A 15,535-nucleotide genomic window follows, 5' to 3' on the forward strand; every position below is an offset into this window, starting at 1 on the left:
CGAAGGCTTCCGGTTTCGTCTTCGGAAATGCGTGCGTTACTCCTGGGCCGCGCCGTGTGGCGCGGACTCGAGAGGATAGGGAGCACCACGCGAACCGCGCTTTCGTGCGGTCCGCGTGGGCTCAGGCGACGCCGACCTCGGGGAGGGCGGCCGTGAAGTCACGCCACTCGATCGGTGCCGTTTTCGGGTCGATCAGCGGCGGCATCAGCGGCAGCGAGCGCGGGCGGCACGGCCGCTTGCGCGGCCACATGCCCGACTCGTCCGGCGTCTTGTTGGATTTCTTGGCGTTACACGGCGTGCACGCCGTCACGATGTTCTCCCACTCGGTACGGCCACCGCGCGAACGCGGCAGCACGTGGTCGTAAGTCAGCTGGCGGAGCGGGAGTTTCTTCTCGCAGTACGCGCAGGTGAAGCCATCCCGGACGTAGACGTTGATCCGCGAGAACTTCACGCCACGTTTCTGACCCGAGATCTGCCGCTTCAGCCGCACGACGGCCGGCATGGGGAAGGTCGCCGACGGCGAGCGGATCTCGTCGTCGTATGCGATGACCACATCGACCTTGCTCAGGTAGACGAGGGTGATCGCGTCCTCCCAGCGGACCACCTTGTGGGGGAAAAACCAGGGCGTGAGCACGAGGGTGCGCGTGTGCATGATGGGACCTACTTTCTGGGTTGTTGGTGCATGGCCTCCCTGCTTGGAGTCGAACCAAGAGCAACCGGTTTCGGACACCGATGCCTGCGGTTCCGGCAGGACAGGGAGAGAGCTCCGTGCTCGAGGCCGCCTCTTTGGCTCGAATCGGAGTGTGGTTTTGCCTCCCTGCTTGGAGTCGAACCAAGAAACAATTGGCTTCGTAGACCAAAGCCTGCAGTTCCGGCAGGACAGGGAGCTAGCTGCGCCCGCGAAGGGAATCGGACCCTCCTCGCCGGATCGACAATCCGGTCGCCTCACCAGATGCGTACGCGGGCAGCTTGGGCAGCCGTGGCGGGCTGCCCATGAGAAGGCAGACGCGCGCCCTCTCGGACGCGCATCCGTTCTTCTCGTCGCACGAGTTTTCAAACAGCAGGGCGCACGAGTGCGCCGACCCGATGGGGGCCAATCAAAATCGTCCGACTCGGTGTCGGGCGGTGGGGCACCGGGGGATCGAACCCCGATCAGCCGGTTAAAAGCCGGCAGCTCTGCCATTGAGCTAGAGCCCCGAGCAAACACGAGGTGTTCGCGCGGTGTGTTTCGAAATTTGTTTCGTTGTGCGCTGGACAAACCACTCCCCATTTTCTGAAAGCTCGAGAGCCCGCAGAAAAACAAAACAGAAAAGCCGCCTCAGGTCGGGTCACCCGGGCGGCTCATCGCGATGAACGATGGGATCGCGCGCCGCCCCTTAGGTGACCTCTCCTTCGAGCTTGCGATCAGTGAATGGTCCGAGGCCGAAGCCCCAGCATGCACACTGCTGTGCACACGTGGAGCCGACTCGGAGCACCCGACTGGAGTGCTGCTCGGCAGCTATGAAATTCGTGTACGACATCTTCCTGGCTCTGACAGCTGACCGCTGCCTGCTGGTTCCTGCTGACGGGCAAACGCTGCATTCGATTCTCGGTGACCTCGATTTGTTCCGGGACCTTCCAAAAGTCGTCAAACTTCCCGGCAAATTCGGCCCAAATGCAGCGAGGCCGCCGGGGGTCCCTGGCGGCCTCGAGTTCACACATGTGTGTGTTCCGATGACCGCTCAGGTCTTACCTCCGACGATGCCCCGTCGATCGCATGCGACCGCTGGGCTCGTCCACACGGGCGACTGGCCCGAGCGCACTGTTTGATTCGTGAGGTGGGAAAACATTTGAACGAGCGGACACTACGCGATCAATTGGGTTCGGTCAAGGCACACGCGCTCAGGGCGCCAACCCGACTCGCGCAGGTCAACGAAACCAGCCCGCGACCGTTCCGTTCAGGTTGTCGAACGCGCCGTCGCTCACGGCAGTCGACCACGCTTGCTCGGTGGGCTGGTGGTACCAGCCCAGGTACTGCCCGTACCCCTCACCGTTGCCCACGGCGAACCCGTAGATGAAGTCCGTGGACAGGGGCCCGACGAAGCACTGCGTCCCGTTGAACACCAAGTCCGAGAACGCCGTGTGGTATTCGCCTTTGCTCGCCTGGAGCTCTGCCTTGCTGCGGTTGTCTTTCCAGGTGGCGGTTCCGCCGTCGAGCGCCGTGCCGCCCGTGAGCTCCAGAACACCCATGTTCTGCTCACACTTCCAGGTCACACGCAGCTCGATGCCCGAGTGATGAAACGCGGTGCCGTACTGCTCGACGGCGTAGAACGACGCGATCGAGCCAAACGATCCGGCGCCCGTTCCATCGTAGAGCACGGACAGCCCCGCCTTTCCGAGCAGCGACTTGCTCGACACGAACGCGAGCGTCCAGCCGCCTCCCTGCATGTCGCAGTAGACCTCGATCGGTGTGCTCGAACCGGGCGGGAGGACCAGGTACTTGCCGTTCTTGGCCGAGGTTTCGTTCTTCAGCACGTCCGCGCAGGTCGAGCCGCTCGGTTTCGGGTCGGCGTCCGCGGCGTCCGCGGCGTCCGCGGCGTCGCCCGCATCGCCGGCGTCGGTAGCACTCCCCGCCGCACCACCGGTGCCGGTGCCCCCCGTGACCCAGCCGCCGCCGCCATCGACACCCGTGACGGAGCCTCCGCTCCCCGCCGCACCGGCTGCGCCACCGGTGGTCGGCGACGAGCCGCCTCCGCTCTCACCACAGCCGAGCGCCATCAGTGACAGCGCGGCGATCCCACCCAGGGCCACAAGCAGTTGGGCCATTCCCGGCAAGGGTAGCAGAGACGCCTGCGCGTGGCGTTACCTCTCAGACGGACGAGGCGTGTTTCATCAACCGGCCGCAGAGATCGGACGCCGGGTTCCGCCCGCGCTCCACCTCGAGGGCGGTTCGGAAGATGGCCGATGCGGCCATGTTCTCTTCCAAGATCAGGTGGCAGAGGCCGAGCAGCTCGTAGTCGACCGGCTCTTGAAACGCGGCCACCAGTTTCTCGAGCGGTGCCTTCGCGCTCTGATGCACCGCGAGCAATGACGCCGGTGGCATCCCGCTGCGCTTCGCGAGGATCACGAACTTCAGCACTTGGCGCTGGTCCTCCGGCGGATACGCCGCGAACGGTTCGCTCGCGAAGAGCGCGCTCCACCTCGCGTTGGCTCCGTCGGCGTCGCCGCCCTTGGCCACCGCTACGATCTCCTTGACCTCACTGACGAGCTCTTCTGCCGGCATGTCGGAGCTGATGTTCGCACCGTTTGGCGGGGAGATCACGCCATCCGACGGACCCGGCGGGAATCGGGTCAGAAATGCGCTTCGCGCAGCGCCAGGCGTGTCTCGCCCAGCAGCCTCGGACCGCATGGGCGCCCGTTGCCCGCCAGTGCTCAGGGGCTTTCAGTCGCAGGGATAGACGCCACCCGACTGCGGCGTGCCGTCCTGACTGGAGTCACACTCGACGGCCATCTGGGTCTCGAGCTCGGGCGTAGGAGCCGCTCCGTGTAAGTAGGGCGAGGCCGCGTGCCAGTCCGTGTTCGGATACCAGAACAACATCAACACACCGGCGTCTCGTGGCTGGCCATCCGGACGTGCGAGCCGATCTCGCACCGGTAGCGAGAGCTGGTCGTCGATGGCCGGACAGCCCAGGCTCGGCCTGGCCCAGCCGCATTTGGCCACGTAGGCGTCCCCGACGGGAGACCACGGGTGCATGACGATGTCGCGGCTGCAGATGTTGTCGTTGAACCCGGGCTCGAGCCCCTCCATGCGGAACGAAGGGCCGAAGCTGCCGCTGTACGTCCCCGCCGAACGAGCCAGGCCGAGGCTCGACTGATTCGAACCGGACACGTTCGAGAACGTGGTGGCGTGAGCCAAGTCCACACCGTCCGTCGACTTCCGCCCGTGAGCCACGCGCAGGTTCCAGAGCAGCTCGCCCTTCGACAAATCGTAGACCCACTCCCGCGGCTCCGCGGAGTGCAGCCGGAAGTCCACGACGACGTACTCCGCGCGCCGCGTCGCGCCCCAGGCCCAGGCGTTCTTGTAGATCGTCAATGCGTCCGCCGCGAGAGCGGGGTCCACGCCCGAAGCTTCGAGCATTTTCGGAGTGGTGAGCGCAGCGCGCAGCGAAAATTCTCCCTCGCCGCCCGCGGGCCCGTCGACCACCAGGAAGTAGTCTCCGGGTGGCAACCAAGCCCCCACGTTCGTCGGGTGAGCGTCGATGCAGCTCGCCGCGTCGTCCGCGCCGAGCAGCAGCAAGAAACCATCGGCGGGGCCACTGGTCTTCGCTACGGAGAGGAACCCTTCTTCGGGCAACGTCAGCCGGTGAACGACCTCCGCCCCGGACAAATCCCGGTTCGCCGCCCCCGAACAGCCGTACACCTCGAACGCATTCCGACTCGCGCCGAGGGTGGTTCCACTCTGTGTGGTCGGGAGCGAGTCGACACAGACGATGTCCGCGCAAGGCAAGGCCTGCGCGCCCTTCCCCGCGTCATCGCTCGCGGAACAGGCCGAGGTCGACAGCGCGAGCAGGCCCGAAAACGAACCCACGAGAACCCGCCAGGTCATGCCAGGGAGCCTACGCCGAAGCGGACCCGATGACGAGACCGAGCCGAGCACCCAGCGCGTCAGCGCGACCGCTGTGTGGCCGGACAGGAGGCGCGCGTTCGGCGGATCGGCGGCGATTCACGCTCGAGAAGCCAGGAGCTCGTGCCCACGTCGTTCGAACAGGGTGAGCAGTTGCGCCGCTTGCTCCGGCTCACCCCGCTGTGTGTTCACGGCTCGGGCGGCCGCTCGCTCGGCGCCGCGAAACTCGAACGCGTCCAGCAGCAACTCCAGCGCGGCATCGAAGCAGCGCAGCTCTGCTTGCGAGAGCGCACCCCCGGTTGGGGCGGCGGCGCCGGTCAATTGCGCGAGCTCACGCCGAGCCGCCATCTTGAGCTTCATTTTCAGGGCCGCGAAGAGGAAGATTGCACTGCCGTTCATGTCGGCGACCACGTGCTCGAGATCTGCCAGCCAGAGTGGATCAAAACGTGCGTCGAGCGCTCGAAACGCCGGAGTGTCGAGCGCGGCGTGGGCATGTGCGAAGAAACCAACTTGGCCAGCGTGATGCTCCGCATCGACGAACTTCTCGAGGTGACACAGGTCGTGCAGCGCAAAAGCCAAAGCATCCGCGTGGGGCGCAGTCGGTGTCGTCTCGGGCAAGAGCGAGACGGGACGCCTGCCGACCGCCTGCAGCGCGAGGACCTCGCGGAAATTGGGGATGGTCTCGCGGACCTCCGCGGGACGCTCGCCCGACGCCCAGGCGACGATTCCGCGCGCCACCAGGCGCTCCACGCGCCACACCCGATGGCGAGCAATGAGGTCGACCGCTTCCGAATGCCGTGCTTCGGCCAAGGGCGGGCACCAGTACCCTTGATGCCAGCGCGTGCCGACACGTCGCCGGACGTGTTCGACCACGAAACCGGCGGCGCGCTCGGCGTCGGCGCAGCTGACCATGCCGTCGAGCTTAGATCTCTGGCGCCGTTCTGCGAAGACGAGCCGAGTGGTGCGCCCTGCCGGTCTCCCCCGTCCATGGCGGGGTGAACCCCACCAGACGACGGCGCCTTCCCAGCAATTTCGGCCCGCCGGCGCGAGGCACACGACTTGCTGTCTCACCTCGCACCGGGACACACCCGGCAAAACCCAAGGAGCATCGTCATGGCATCTTCGAGACTCGCGTTCACCCTCTTCGTCCTCTGGTCAGCGCTCGCCACCGCGTGCGGGGGCAGCGATGGCGACGGCGACGGCAGCGGGGGTTCGGGCAACGGAAACCTGTCGAGCGGTAGCATCTGTGAACAGGCCTGCGACAAGCTCGAACAGTGCAGCCCGGGCTCCACCTGCACCGTGAATGGTTCCGGTGCTTGTGATGGCAAGGCGGCCGAAATCTCTCAGTGCATCGTCGACAAACCCTGCGGAGAGACGGACGTGTGTGTGCTCGGGGGCATGTGACTCGCCGCGAGTCTCAGGGTTTGCTGGGATCGAAGCGGGAGCTGAGCCCGTCGAACAACTGCAAGAACCCGGCATCGACGAGCGGCGTCTCGCGCGCCCACGCCGTGAGCTGCATGGGCAGCGCGGACTCGAACATGACCCACAGCGACTCGTCGGGGATGCGCTTCGGCACGTCCTCGAACTCGGGTCCAAGATGATGGTCGTAGGCCTTCGTGGTCACACCGTGTGCAGTGAGCAAGGGTGACAGGAACGTGCAGCCGGGCTCATACCCGGCGTCCACGCTCGCCACGCTCACGACCATGTTCACCTCGCTGGCTGCGTTGCGGTGCATCACAGGCGGGCGGAAGCTGTGTTCAGCGACCTCCCAGCGCGGAGGAAAGACGACGAAGTCCGCGATGGCGCGCCCGTGATCGTCGAGCGGAGCGGTCAATACCGTCAAGATGGATGGATCCGGATGGTCGAAGGTGACCGTGCCCATGGCGTTGAAGAGCGAGAGGTCGTAGGTGCACGGAACGTGGTTGCCATGCCACGCGACAACGTCGAAGGGCGAGTGCTCTTGCATGGCCGCCGCGAGACGCCCGCCCAGTTTGTTGACGATCTGAAAACCTCCACGGCAGAGGCGATCTTCGAACGACGCCTGCGGCGCCAGGAAATGCCGCGCGTCGGCCAGGCCGTTCGAGCCGATGGGGCCACGCTCGGGCAGGCGGAAGCGACGACCAACGACCTCGAGCACCCAGCCGCGAGCGGCACCGTCGGGCAGGCCGATGGCAAACTTGATGGCTCGCGGGATCAGCAGCACCGAGCCGGGTGCCACGCGCAGCCACCCGAGCTCGGTTCGACAATCGAGGGTTCCCTGTTGTGGAACGATGAGCAGGTCGCCATCGGCGTCAGCGAAAGCGCGATCTGCCATGTCGGCGTTCGCGGCGTAGAGGTGCACCGCCCAGCCCGGCCCGGCGACGAGATCGCCACCGCCGCCGAGCGTCACGAGGCCGTCGAGAAAATCCGTGGTCGATGTCTCGTCCGGTGACGCCATCGGGCGCCAGCGCATGCGGGTTGGGCACGCGTCACCCAAGGGCGCAGTGAAGCGCGCCGAGGGCAGCGAAGTGAACTCCCCGTGAGCAAACGAGGGACGCACTCGGTACATCCACAGGCGGGAGTTGTCTGCGTTCTTGACTGTGAAGGGCGTGCCGTTGAAGAGCTCCGGGAACAAGCCGTAGGGAGCACGGCGGGGGATGTTCTGGCGTCTCGGCAGCGCACCGGGCAGCGCCTCGGACTCGTGAGTGGAGCCCAAGCCCGGTTGCGTGCCCGCGTCGCTCGGGCGGCGGAGCGGCGGCGGTGCGGGGTGTGCGCTGGGCCCGGACCAAGCCTCGGTGAGCATCTGCGTGAGCGCGGCCCGCTCCAACGACCCAGTGCTCGGCGCCGTGACCACGGCGTCGACCGCGCGAGCGATCCCCTCCTCGGGCATGCCCAGCTCCCGAAGGGAGCGCGGGACACCGGTCACTCGCGCCAGCCGCGCCAGGGCTTCGACGGGATCCACGACCAAGAGCGCGCGCCCGAGGGCCGCCATCGCCTGGGGCTCGGTCGCACGCTGAAATCCCACCACGTGAGGCAGGAGCACCGCGTGAGTTGCGGCGTGGGGCAACGCAAACATGCCCCCGAGCACGTGGCACAACTTGTGGTGCAGACCGGCTCCGGCGTCGGCGAGAGAGAGCCCGGCGAGGTAGGCGCCCTCGAGCGCAGCTTCCCTCGCCTCGGCGTCATCCGGTCGCGCGGTGAGCCGCGACAGACTGGACGCGAGCAGACGCACGGCCTCTTCGGCGGCCAGAGCCGTGGCTCGATCGAGGGTCGAGGACCACAGCGCTTCGACCGCGTGAGCCAGCGCGTTCCACAGGCTGGTCATGGTGATCGCGCGCGGAAGCGCGGCGGTGAGGTTGGGATCGTAGACCACGAGGGCCGGACGCACGCGTTCATCGCGCCCGGTCTTCTTCTGCCCGCCTTCGGTCATGCCGTAGATGGGAGTCATCTCGGAGCCGGAGTAGGTGGTCGGCAGCGCAATCACCCGCACGCCGCCGTCGAGCGCGAGGGCCTTGGCCAGCCCAATGGCGGAGCCACCCCCGAGCGCGAGCACGCTGTCGGCACCGACTCGCAGAAGCTCTCGGCGTGCCTCGGCGACTACCTCCACCGGAACGTGTTCCCGAGCGATGTTCAGGACACCCACTGAACACGCGCCAAGCCGGCCGCTCAACAGCTCTGCCGCGGCGTTTCTTCCCGCAGTACTCACCACGAGAACGCGCTCAGCCCCCAGAGCCGCAATGTCGCTGGCGATTCGTTCACTCGAGCCCGCGCCAAAGACAACCCGCGTTTTGCCTCGTTCAATCGTGAAGCTCCGACTCATGATCACTCCGGCCCCGACGTGCTTGTTACCGCGGTAAGACTGAGCATAGCCTCGCCGCCCCTACGGGGAGGAGAATCTACATGAAGCTGTATTTCCATCCGGTGTCCACTGCATCGCGTCCGGTCGTGTTGTTCTGCACCGAGGCCAACATCGCTTACGAACCCGTCGTCGTCGACCTCATGACGGGCGCTCACCATCAAGAGCCCTTCATCAGCCTGAACCCCAGCGGCTTGGTCCCGTTCCTGGACGATGACGGTTTCCGCCTGAGCGAGTCGTCGGCGATGCTCAAGTATCTGGCCGAGAAGTTCGACTCACCGGCTTACCCGAAGGACCTCAAGGCTCGCGCACGCGTCAACGAGGTCATGGACTGGTTCAACACTCAGCAGTACCGCGAGCTGGGATACAACCTGGTTTACCCGCAGTTGTTCCCTCACCACAAGCGCGAGCCCGAGACCGCGCAGATGGCCACCATCGAGCGAGGCAAGGAGAAAGCGGAACACTGGCTCAAGGTGCTCGACCAACACGTGATCGGGAATCACAAGTTCCTGTGCGGCGACGAGATCACCATCGCCGACTATTTTGGCGCTGAGATCCTCGCTGTGGGCGACTTGGTCGGTGTCAGCCTTGCGCGCTTCCCCAACGTCGATCGCTGGATGAAGACGATGCGGGCACTACCGAGCTGGAACAAGGTCAACGAGGCCAGCGACGGCTTCGCGGCCTCGCTCAAAGAGAAGAAGTTCGTCACTATCTCGGCGTGACGGCTTTTCCGGAGACCATCCCGGAGCTCTTCGCGTGGCGGGCGGCCCAGCCGTCCGCCACGTGGCTTTTCTACGAGAGCGACTGCTGGACCTACGGCGACGTCGCAGATCTGGTCGACCGTGTGGCCGTCGGGCTCGCCGAGCGTGGTGTCGTGCACGGCGATCGCATCGCGATCCTGCTCCCAAATCACCCGCGGGCGCTGTTCACGTGGTTCGCCGCGAACCGTCTCGGCGCGATCGCCTGTTTCGTGAACCCCGCCCAAACGCCCTTCGAGGTTGCCGCGTTCCTCCGGCTCGCCCGGCCCCGTGTGCTGGTCGCGGACGAACACGAAGCGCTGGCCGAAGTTGCCAGCGCGGCGCTCCCGGACGGAGCGCGCCCCATCATCGCGAGCACGGCGGAGCTCGGGCAGAGAGGCAGAGGGGCACCCGAGGTCGCCGTTACTCCCGACGACGTGGCGGTGCTGATCGCAACCTCCGGCACCACTGGAGCGCCGAAGGCCGTAGCCCAGACCCACCGGACCTACACCCTCACGGCCGAGGCCTTCCCAGCATGGCTCGGTCTCGATGCAAGCGACCGCCTTCTGGTCGCACTGCCGCTCTTTCACATCAACGCGCAGGCGTACTCTACGCTGGGAGCGCTGGGCGCAGGCGCGAGCCTGGCGCTCGTCCCCAAGTTTTCGGCGTCGCGCTTCTTCAAAGAAGCCAAGCGCCTCGCTGCGACACAGGTCAACGCGGTGGGCGCAATGGTTCATATCCTCGCCGCCGCGGAGGCGCGCCCGAGCGATCGCGATCACCAGCTCCGCACCTTGTACGCCGCGCTCGCCCTTCCCGAGGCGCAGCATCGTGCCTTCGAAGACCGTTTCGGCCTGCGCATGCTCGTCGGTTACGGAATGTCCGAAACCACGTTCGGTACGATCTGGCCGCGGGAGCTCCCGCCTCGCTACGGCAGCATGGGCACGCTGCGACAGCACCCGCGCCTCGGCGAGATCAACCGGGCGCGCGTGGTTCGCGCGGATGGCACCGACGCCGCGGACGGCGAGGCGGGCGAGCTCTGGCTCCAGAACCCGGGCAGCCTGCGCGAATACTTCGGTTCGAGCGCAGAGACGGCGCTCACCTTGGCCGGCGGTTGGCTGCACACGGGCGACCTCGTGCGCCGAGACGCCGACGGGTTCTTCACGTTCGTGGCCCGCATGAAAGAACTCATCCGCCGCCGAGGGGAGAACATCTCCGCCGCAGAGATCGAGCTCGCGATGCTTGCTCACCCTTCTGTCGGGCAAGCAGCCGCGATTGCGGCGCCGTCAGCTTTGGGCGAGGACGAGATCGTCGCGTACGTTGCAGCGCGCGCCGGCGCCACGCTGGACCCGGAAGCCCTGAGGGACTTTCTGCGGACGCGCCTGGCCGAGCACAAGCTCCCCAGCGTCATCCACGTGCGCGCCAGCCTTCCGAGAACCGCCACCGAGCGCATCGCGAAGCACCTGTTGAAGTGAACCCGTCGCGTCGCGCCTCAGCCAACGACGACAATCTCGGTCTTCACCGAGTTGGCGATGAAACACTGCTCGTGCGCCCGGTGATGAAGCTCCGCGAGCGTCGCGGCGTCGGGTACGGTCGAAAATCCGATCACCGGCCGGAGCTCGACCCGGCTGACCCACGGAACACCCTGTGGGTTCTTGGTCATGAAGCCCACGGCTTCGTCGGTGTACTCGGTCACGATGAGCCCTCGCCGCTGGGCAAGGTAGAGGAACGTGAGCAGGTGGCAACTGGCGATGGCTGCGACGAACGCCTCTTCCGGATCGACACCGGCCGGATCCGAGAACGGTGGCTTCACCACTGCCGGGCTCGGTGAGGCCAAGACTTCCACGCCGCCGTCGAAGCGCCAGCGATGCACACGAGAGTACTTGCCTGAGGCAAACCCATCGTCGTTGCTCTGCCAGTGGACGCTTGCGCGATGCTCACTCATGCCGGAGTCCCGTCATCGGTCGGGGGGATGTCGGCGTCGACGGCCTTGAGGACCTCCGCCAGAAAATCGAGGACCGCCCGAATGCGGGCCGACTTCATCAGGTCCTCGTGCACCGCCTGCCAGATCACCCGGGGTGTCGGGGTCGTGTCGCTCGGCACCGGAACGAGCGCGGCGTCGGACTCCGCCACCGCACGGGGCAAGAGAGCCATGCCGAGCCCTGCGACGGTCGCGCTGAAGATCGAGCTGACACTGTCACTCCGCAGCACGATCCGCGCACCCGTCCGGCGCGCGTCGAACCAGGCGTTCTCGAGCGCGAACGCCGGGGCGTCGGCGAACAGGATCACCGCGTGGCCGCTGAGCCCTGTGGCGTCGAGGTCCGGCAGGCCGTTCTGCTCCACGTAGTCTCGCGAGGCATACAGCGCGAGAGGGATCGTCGTCAGTCGCCGAATCACGATGCGCTGTTCCCGTGGGCGGGCCAAGCGCAACGCAATGTCGGCTTCCCTGCGCGCCAGGCTGACGCTGCGCGAGGTGCACGAGAGCTCGAGCGTGATGTCCGGGTGGCGCTCCGCGAGCCGGGGCAGGTGCGGCGCGATGAACCGCGTGCCGATCATCTCCGTGACGCTCACCCGCACTCCTCCCGCCGCCCGCTGATCAGCACCGAGTAGCTGACGCTCCACCGCCAGCGCCTCGGCTTCCATGCGCTCCGCGCTCGGCAAGAGCTCGCGACCCTCCGGTGTGAGCAGCCAGCCATCCGGCGTGCGGTCGAAGAGCCGGAGGCCGAGCTGCTCTTCGAGCGCACCCATGCGCCGGCTGACGGTGGTCGCATTGATCTGCAGGCGCTGGGCGGCGCGGGCCAGCGTCTCCGTGCGGGCCAGGGCCAGAAAATGCCTGAGGTCGTCCCAGTCCATGTCGCGGCTCGACAATAGGCGAAACATACCCCTGCCTTCTTGCAGTTTCGAACTGCGAAAGCGCTGGGAGCAGAGTTGCCGGTCGGGTCTTAGGACTGTGTGCAGCAAAGGAGCCTCCCATGATCGAACCGGAACACATCGCGACTGGCGGCCGACCCCTGACCCTGACCGCCGACGACGGCTGGAAGCTGGGCGCGACCCTCTTCGAGGCGCGCTCTGCAAAGACCACGGTGGTGATTCACGCGGGGACGGCCGTGCCGCAGCGGTTCTACCTGCGCTTTGCCGCGCATTTAGCTCGGCGTGGGCACCAGGTGTTGACCTACGACTACCGCGGGGTCGGTGCATCACGGCCCGACACGTTGCGCGGGTTCGACGCCACCATGTCCGACTGGGGAAACCTCGACGCGCCCGCCGCCCATCGAGCCGCAAGACAGCACGCCGGGTCAAAGCCGGTCGTCTCCCTGGGTCACAGCTTCGGTGGCCAGCTGGTGGGTCTGAGCGACGAGGTTCACGACGTGGCGTTCGCGTTCTTCGTGGGAGCACAGCTGGGCTGGGTTGGACACTGGCCGTTGTTCGAACAGCTCCGCCTGCGCGCGATCTGGGGTGGCGCGGTCCCGGCGTTGACGGCTGCGTTCGGCTACCTGCCCGGGCGTGCGGGCCTGGGCGTCGACCTACCAAGCGGCGTCGCGCGGCAATGGGCGGAGTGGGCAACCCATCCTGACTACCTCGCGGGGCACGTCCCCGACGCCGCCGCGCGCTTCGCACGCTTTCGAGCGCCGGCCGTCTTGTACTCGTTCACCGACGACGACTACGCGCCCCGAGCTGCAGTCGACCGCTTCCGCAGTCGTCTGCTCTCGTCGGACGTCACTCACCGCCGTCTGGCACCCGCCGATGCTGGACTCACCAGCATCGGGCACTTCGGATTCTTCCGAGCGGGAGCGGAGGACAGCCTGTGGCGTGAGGCCGTGACGATCCTGGACGCCGTTGCAGAAGCTCGCCCGCTGCCGGTCGCGAGCTCCAGTCCCCACGCATGGAAGCTCGAGGCTTCGGATATCCGTGCCGATCTCGAATACGGGCGGGACTGAAGGCGGTTGCGACGCGCGGGCGCCGTTCATGGCCCCGGGCGGCGTTCAGATGGTCCAAATCGCGCGCGCGCTCTCCCGGACCGTGGCGACGACGACATCGAATTCGGCGAGCTCGCGCACGCTAGCAAGAGCCGGGCAATGCTCGAGCCAGTCGAGATCGACCAGCGCCGATTTGGCGGCGTCTTCCAGATGCCTCAACGCGCCGCGTTTGTCCTGATTGAGCCCAGCGATTTCGGCCGCCAGCTGCTTGGCGTAGGTGAAGAACCGCTGAGTCTGGAACTGCGACATGATTTCGTCCAGGTGATGACTGGTCGCAGCGTAGGCGTCGGGCGAGAGCGCGCAGTCACAATAGGTCTTCAAGAAGCGCAAGGCGGCGTGCGGGTCGGGGGCCACGACCTCGCGTTGCCTGGCCAGTTCCTCGCGGTCCCCCCGCCAGGCCGCCACCCGAATCCGGAGCTGCGTGATCGTTACATTCCGCCCCACCGACCGCGTCTGAGCGAGCGACAGCATCCGATCGTAGTCTTCCGTCAAGCCGCGCAGCGCGAAGTACCGCGCAAGATCCACCGGCGCCACGGTCAGCAAGGGGTCTAGCTTCATGGCGGCGGTGAGCCGACGTTTACCCTCTTCGGTTCGACCTGCTTCGCACTGCAAATGCCCCAGGTATTCCTGGGCGCTCGCGGCAGTCGGCGCGAGGATCAGGGCGCGACGGAGGTGTGCCGCTGCGGAGGTGTAGTCGCCCGCCTGCGACGCAGCGATCCCCGCCGCGAGCTGGGTCTCGGCGAAACCCGGAGCGCCCTCGAGGGCCGCGGCCAGTGCTTCCTCGACGACCGCGTTGTCCTGCGCCTGGGTCTCGACGGTCCCGGCAAATCGCCGACTGGCGGCGGCGAGCGCGCGGGCCGCGAGCGCTGGCCCGAACCCAGGTGCTTTCTTCACCGCCTCCGTCAAGGTCGAGAGCGCGTCGCCGGACATGGTGCGAAACGCTCGGCGGCCGGCCAGGTAGAGCTCGATGGCCTCGGAGGAGGCTTGGCCTCTCGATTCGGCTATTTCGATCTCCACCCGGAGTGCCTCCGCGATCCGATGCCCTACCTCCTCTTGGAACGCGTACACATCGACCAACGCGCCGTCGAAGCGCTCGGACCAGAGTTGGACTCCGGTGGCTACATCCACCAAACGCACGGTGACTCGCAGCACGTCGCCCCGGCGCTGCACGCTTCCATCGACAATGAGATCCGCACCAAGCTGGCGACCCACCTCGCCCGAATCGAAAGAAGAATCGAACTTCATGGTGGCGCGGTTGGAGAGGACGCGAAGGCCACGAGCGCGAGTGAGCACGTCGATCAACTCCTCGCCAATTTCCTCGCCCAAATCCGCCACCACTTCGCCGCGCTCGCGGAACGGGAGCACCGCAAGCACACGCCCGCTGTCCGGCAAAGGGGCAAAGGGCGCCGCGGTGCCTGTGTTTCCCGGAGCCGCGGACGGTGTGACGCCGAAGCTCACCGTTGCTTCGGCGTGGGTCGCCTCCGCGGAGAGGAACCCGCGAAGCAGCGTCGCCACCACTTCAGCCGACGCGGGCCGGTCCCTTGGCGCGGGCGAGAGGAGCTTGGCAACGAGCTCGACGAGCCGGGGCGGCTGACCGCCCAGGTCGAGCTCCGCGGGCACGCCCTGGAGGCGGGCGAGCACGTCACCGCGCCCCCCTCCCCAGCTCGGTTGCCGGCCGGCCAACACGTGGTGCAGCACAAGGCCGAGAGCGTAGAGATCCGTACGCTCGTCGAGCGCACCCTCGCAGAGCTGCTCTGGAGCCATGTAAGCCGGAGTGCCCAGCGCGCCCTGCGTGAGCTTTTCGTCGTCTGCCGCCCGCGCGATGCCGAAGTCCAGGATGACGGCGCGTCCGCTCTCCTCCACGATCACGTTGGATGGCTTCAAGTCGCGGTGGATCACCCCGGCCACGTGAGCTGCGTGGAGACCATCGCAGATCTGAGCGCCGATGTCCGCGACCTCTCCGAGAGACAGCCTCCCGCGTGCTCTCACCAGCTGACCGACACTTTGCCCCTCGACGAGCTCCATGGTCAGGAACCAGGTGCCGTGACAGCTCCCGATGTCGTAGGTGCGAGCCGCGTTCTTGTGAGTGATACGGCGCGCCAGCCGCACCTCGCGCTGAAATCGGGCCTCTTCGGTCTCGGCGCCTCGGATGAGGAGCGTCTTCAGCGCGACGCTCTCGCCAAGCACCCTGTCGTGCACGCGATAGACGGCACCCATGCCGCCGCGTCCGAGGATCCCCTGCACTTCATAGCGCTCCGCCAGCACGGCGCCCATCGGGAGGACTTCGGGCGGCTGCATGCGTTCGGAGCTTAACCGCCGCGGCGTCGGCTACGAAGCTCGGCCGCATTTCAGCGACAATGTGAGCCACAAACCCCTCGCGCCTGGG

13 protein-coding genes and 2 tRNA genes are annotated in these 15,535 nt (G+C 66.7%); 4 read left to right on the forward strand and 11 right to left on the reverse strand.

Annotated elements, in window-relative coordinates:
• Positions 1-121: 121 nt before the first annotated feature.
• The 7 genes from IPI67_30565 to IPI67_30595 all read right to left on the reverse strand — a co-directional run bounded on the left by IPI67_30565 (position 122) and on the right by IPI67_30595 (position 5,515).
• Complete coding sequence (locus IPI67_30565) at positions 122-652, reverse strand: HNH endonuclease (protein ID MBK7584519.1); 531 nt, start codon at positions 650-652, stop codon at positions 122-124.
• A 242-nt stretch (positions 653-894) separates the two neighbouring features.
• Positions 895-966 (reverse strand) — tRNA-Asp (locus IPI67_30570).
• Between the two features lie 160 nt (positions 967-1,126).
• Positions 1,127-1,197, reverse strand: a tRNA-Lys gene (locus IPI67_30575).
• A gap of 711 nt (positions 1,198-1,908) precedes the next feature.
• Positions 1,909-2,805 carry a hypothetical protein gene (locus IPI67_30580; protein MBK7584520.1) on the reverse strand — a complete coding sequence of 299 codons (897 nt, stop codon included), beginning with the start codon at positions 2,803-2,805 and terminating at the stop codon, positions 1,909-1,911.
• 43 nt (positions 2,806-2,848) lie between these two features.
• Positions 2,849-3,301 (reverse strand): hypothetical protein, encoded by a 453-nt coding sequence (locus IPI67_30585; protein MBK7584521.1) that lies wholly within the window; start codon positions 3,299-3,301, stop codon positions 2,849-2,851.
• A gap of 120 nt (positions 3,302-3,421) precedes the next feature.
• Positions 3,422-4,585 (reverse strand): murein L,D-transpeptidase catalytic domain family protein, encoded by a 1,164-nt coding sequence (locus IPI67_30590; protein ID MBK7584522.1) that lies wholly within the window; start codon positions 4,583-4,585, stop codon positions 3,422-3,424.
• Positions 4,586-4,702: 117 nt separating this feature from the next.
• The gene (locus tag IPI67_30595) at positions 4,703-5,515 is read right to left on the reverse strand and encodes a hypothetical protein (protein MBK7584523.1); all 813 of its coding nucleotides are present in this window, start codon (positions 5,513-5,515) and stop codon (positions 4,703-4,705) included.
• A gap of 201 nt (positions 5,516-5,716) precedes the next feature.
• Between IPI67_30595 and IPI67_30600 the strand changes: the two genes are divergently transcribed.
• Positions 5,717-6,007: a hypothetical protein gene (locus IPI67_30600; GenBank protein MBK7584524.1), complete on the forward strand. Its 291-nt coding sequence runs from the start codon at positions 5,717-5,719 to the stop codon at positions 6,005-6,007.
• 13 nt (positions 6,008-6,020) lie between these two features.
• On the opposite strand, the gene IPI67_30605 is transcribed toward IPI67_30600, so the two are convergent.
• A complete protein-coding gene (locus IPI67_30605) occupies positions 6,021-8,402 on the reverse strand; it encodes a homogentisate 1,2-dioxygenase (GenBank protein ID MBK7584525.1) in 2,382 nt (793 codons plus the stop codon).
• 80 nt (positions 8,403-8,482) lie between these two features.
• On the opposite strand from IPI67_30605, the gene IPI67_30610 reads away from it, so the two are divergent.
• Together IPI67_30610 and IPI67_30615 are read left to right on the forward strand one after the other, a co-directional pair.
• The gene (locus tag IPI67_30610) at positions 8,483-9,160 is read left to right on the forward strand and encodes a glutathione S-transferase family protein (GenBank protein ID MBK7584526.1); all 678 of its coding nucleotides are present in this window, start codon (positions 8,483-8,485) and stop codon (positions 9,158-9,160) included.
• The gene (locus IPI67_30615) at positions 9,157-10,647 is read left to right on the forward strand and encodes an AMP-binding protein (protein ID MBK7584527.1); all 1,491 of its coding nucleotides are present in this window, start codon (positions 9,157-9,159) and stop codon (positions 10,645-10,647) included. Before IPI67_30610 ends, IPI67_30615 begins: the two co-directional genes overlap by 4 nt.
• A gap of 17 nt (positions 10,648-10,664) precedes the next feature.
• Here the strand turns inward: IPI67_30615 and IPI67_30620 are convergent, their stop codons facing one another.
• Entirely contained in the window at positions 10,665-11,117 is a 453-nt protein-coding gene (locus IPI67_30620; GenBank protein ID MBK7584528.1) for an OsmC family protein, read from the reverse strand.
• A complete protein-coding gene (locus IPI67_30625) occupies positions 11,114-12,052 on the reverse strand; it encodes a LysR family transcriptional regulator (protein MBK7584529.1) in 939 nt (312 codons plus the stop codon). The genes IPI67_30620 and IPI67_30625 overlap by 4 nt, the downstream gene beginning before the upstream one ends.
• Positions 12,053-12,144: 92 nt before the next feature.
• Between IPI67_30625 and IPI67_30630 the strand changes: the two genes are divergently transcribed.
• On the forward strand, positions 12,145-13,110 hold the full coding sequence (locus IPI67_30630; GenBank protein ID MBK7584530.1) for an alpha/beta fold hydrolase: 966 nt from the start codon (positions 12,145-12,147) through the stop codon (positions 13,108-13,110).
• 45 nt (positions 13,111-13,155) lie between these two features.
• Here the strand turns inward: IPI67_30630 and IPI67_30635 are convergent, their stop codons facing one another.
• Complete coding sequence (locus tag IPI67_30635; protein ID MBK7584531.1) at positions 13,156-15,447, reverse strand: protein kinase; 2,292 nt, start codon at positions 15,445-15,447, stop codon at positions 13,156-13,158.
• Positions 15,448-15,535: the final 88 nt, after the last annotated feature.

The organism is Myxococcales bacterium (assembly GCA_016706225.1).
Lineage (GTDB): Bacteria > Myxococcota_A > Polyangia > Polyangiales > Polyangiaceae > JADJKB01.

Bases quoted from the DNA above. Each gene is read 5' to 3' on its own strand.
- IPI67_30565 (MBK7584519.1), bottom strand. From the start codon at position 652: ATGCACACGCGCACCCTCGTGCTCACGCCCTGGTTTTTCCCCCACAAG.
- IPI67_30580 (MBK7584520.1), bottom strand. From the start codon at position 2,805: ATGGCCCAACTGCTTGTGGCCCTGGGTGGGATCGCCGCGCTGTCACTG.
- IPI67_30590 (MBK7584522.1), bottom strand. From the start codon at position 4,585: ATGACCTGGCGGGTTCTCGTGGGTTCGTTTTCGGGCCTGCTCGCGCTG.
- IPI67_30595 (MBK7584523.1), bottom strand. From the start codon at position 5,515: ATGGTCAGCTGCGCCGACGCCGAGCGCGCCGCCGGTTTCGTGGTCGAA.
- IPI67_30600 (MBK7584524.1), top strand. From the start codon at position 5,717: ATGGCATCTTCGAGACTCGCGTTCACCCTCTTCGTCCTCTGGTCAGCG.
- IPI67_30605 (MBK7584525.1), bottom strand. From the start codon at position 8,402: ATGAGTCGGAGCTTCACGATTGAACGAGGCAAAACGCGGGTTGTCTTT.
- IPI67_30610 (MBK7584526.1), top strand. From the start codon at position 8,483: ATGAAGCTGTATTTCCATCCGGTGTCCACTGCATCGCGTCCGGTCGTG.
- IPI67_30620 (MBK7584528.1), bottom strand. From the start codon at position 11,117: ATGAGTGAGCATCGCGCAAGCGTCCACTGGCAGAGCAACGACGATGGG.
- IPI67_30625 (MBK7584529.1), bottom strand. From the start codon at position 12,052: ATGTTTCGCCTATTGTCGAGCCGCGACATGGACTGGGACGACCTCAGG.
- IPI67_30630 (MBK7584530.1), top strand. From the start codon at position 12,145: ATGATCGAACCGGAACACATCGCGACTGGCGGCCGACCCCTGACCCTG.
- IPI67_30635 (MBK7584531.1), bottom strand. From the start codon at position 15,447: ATGCAGCCGCCCGAAGTCCTCCCGATGGGCGCCGTGCTGGCGGAGCGC.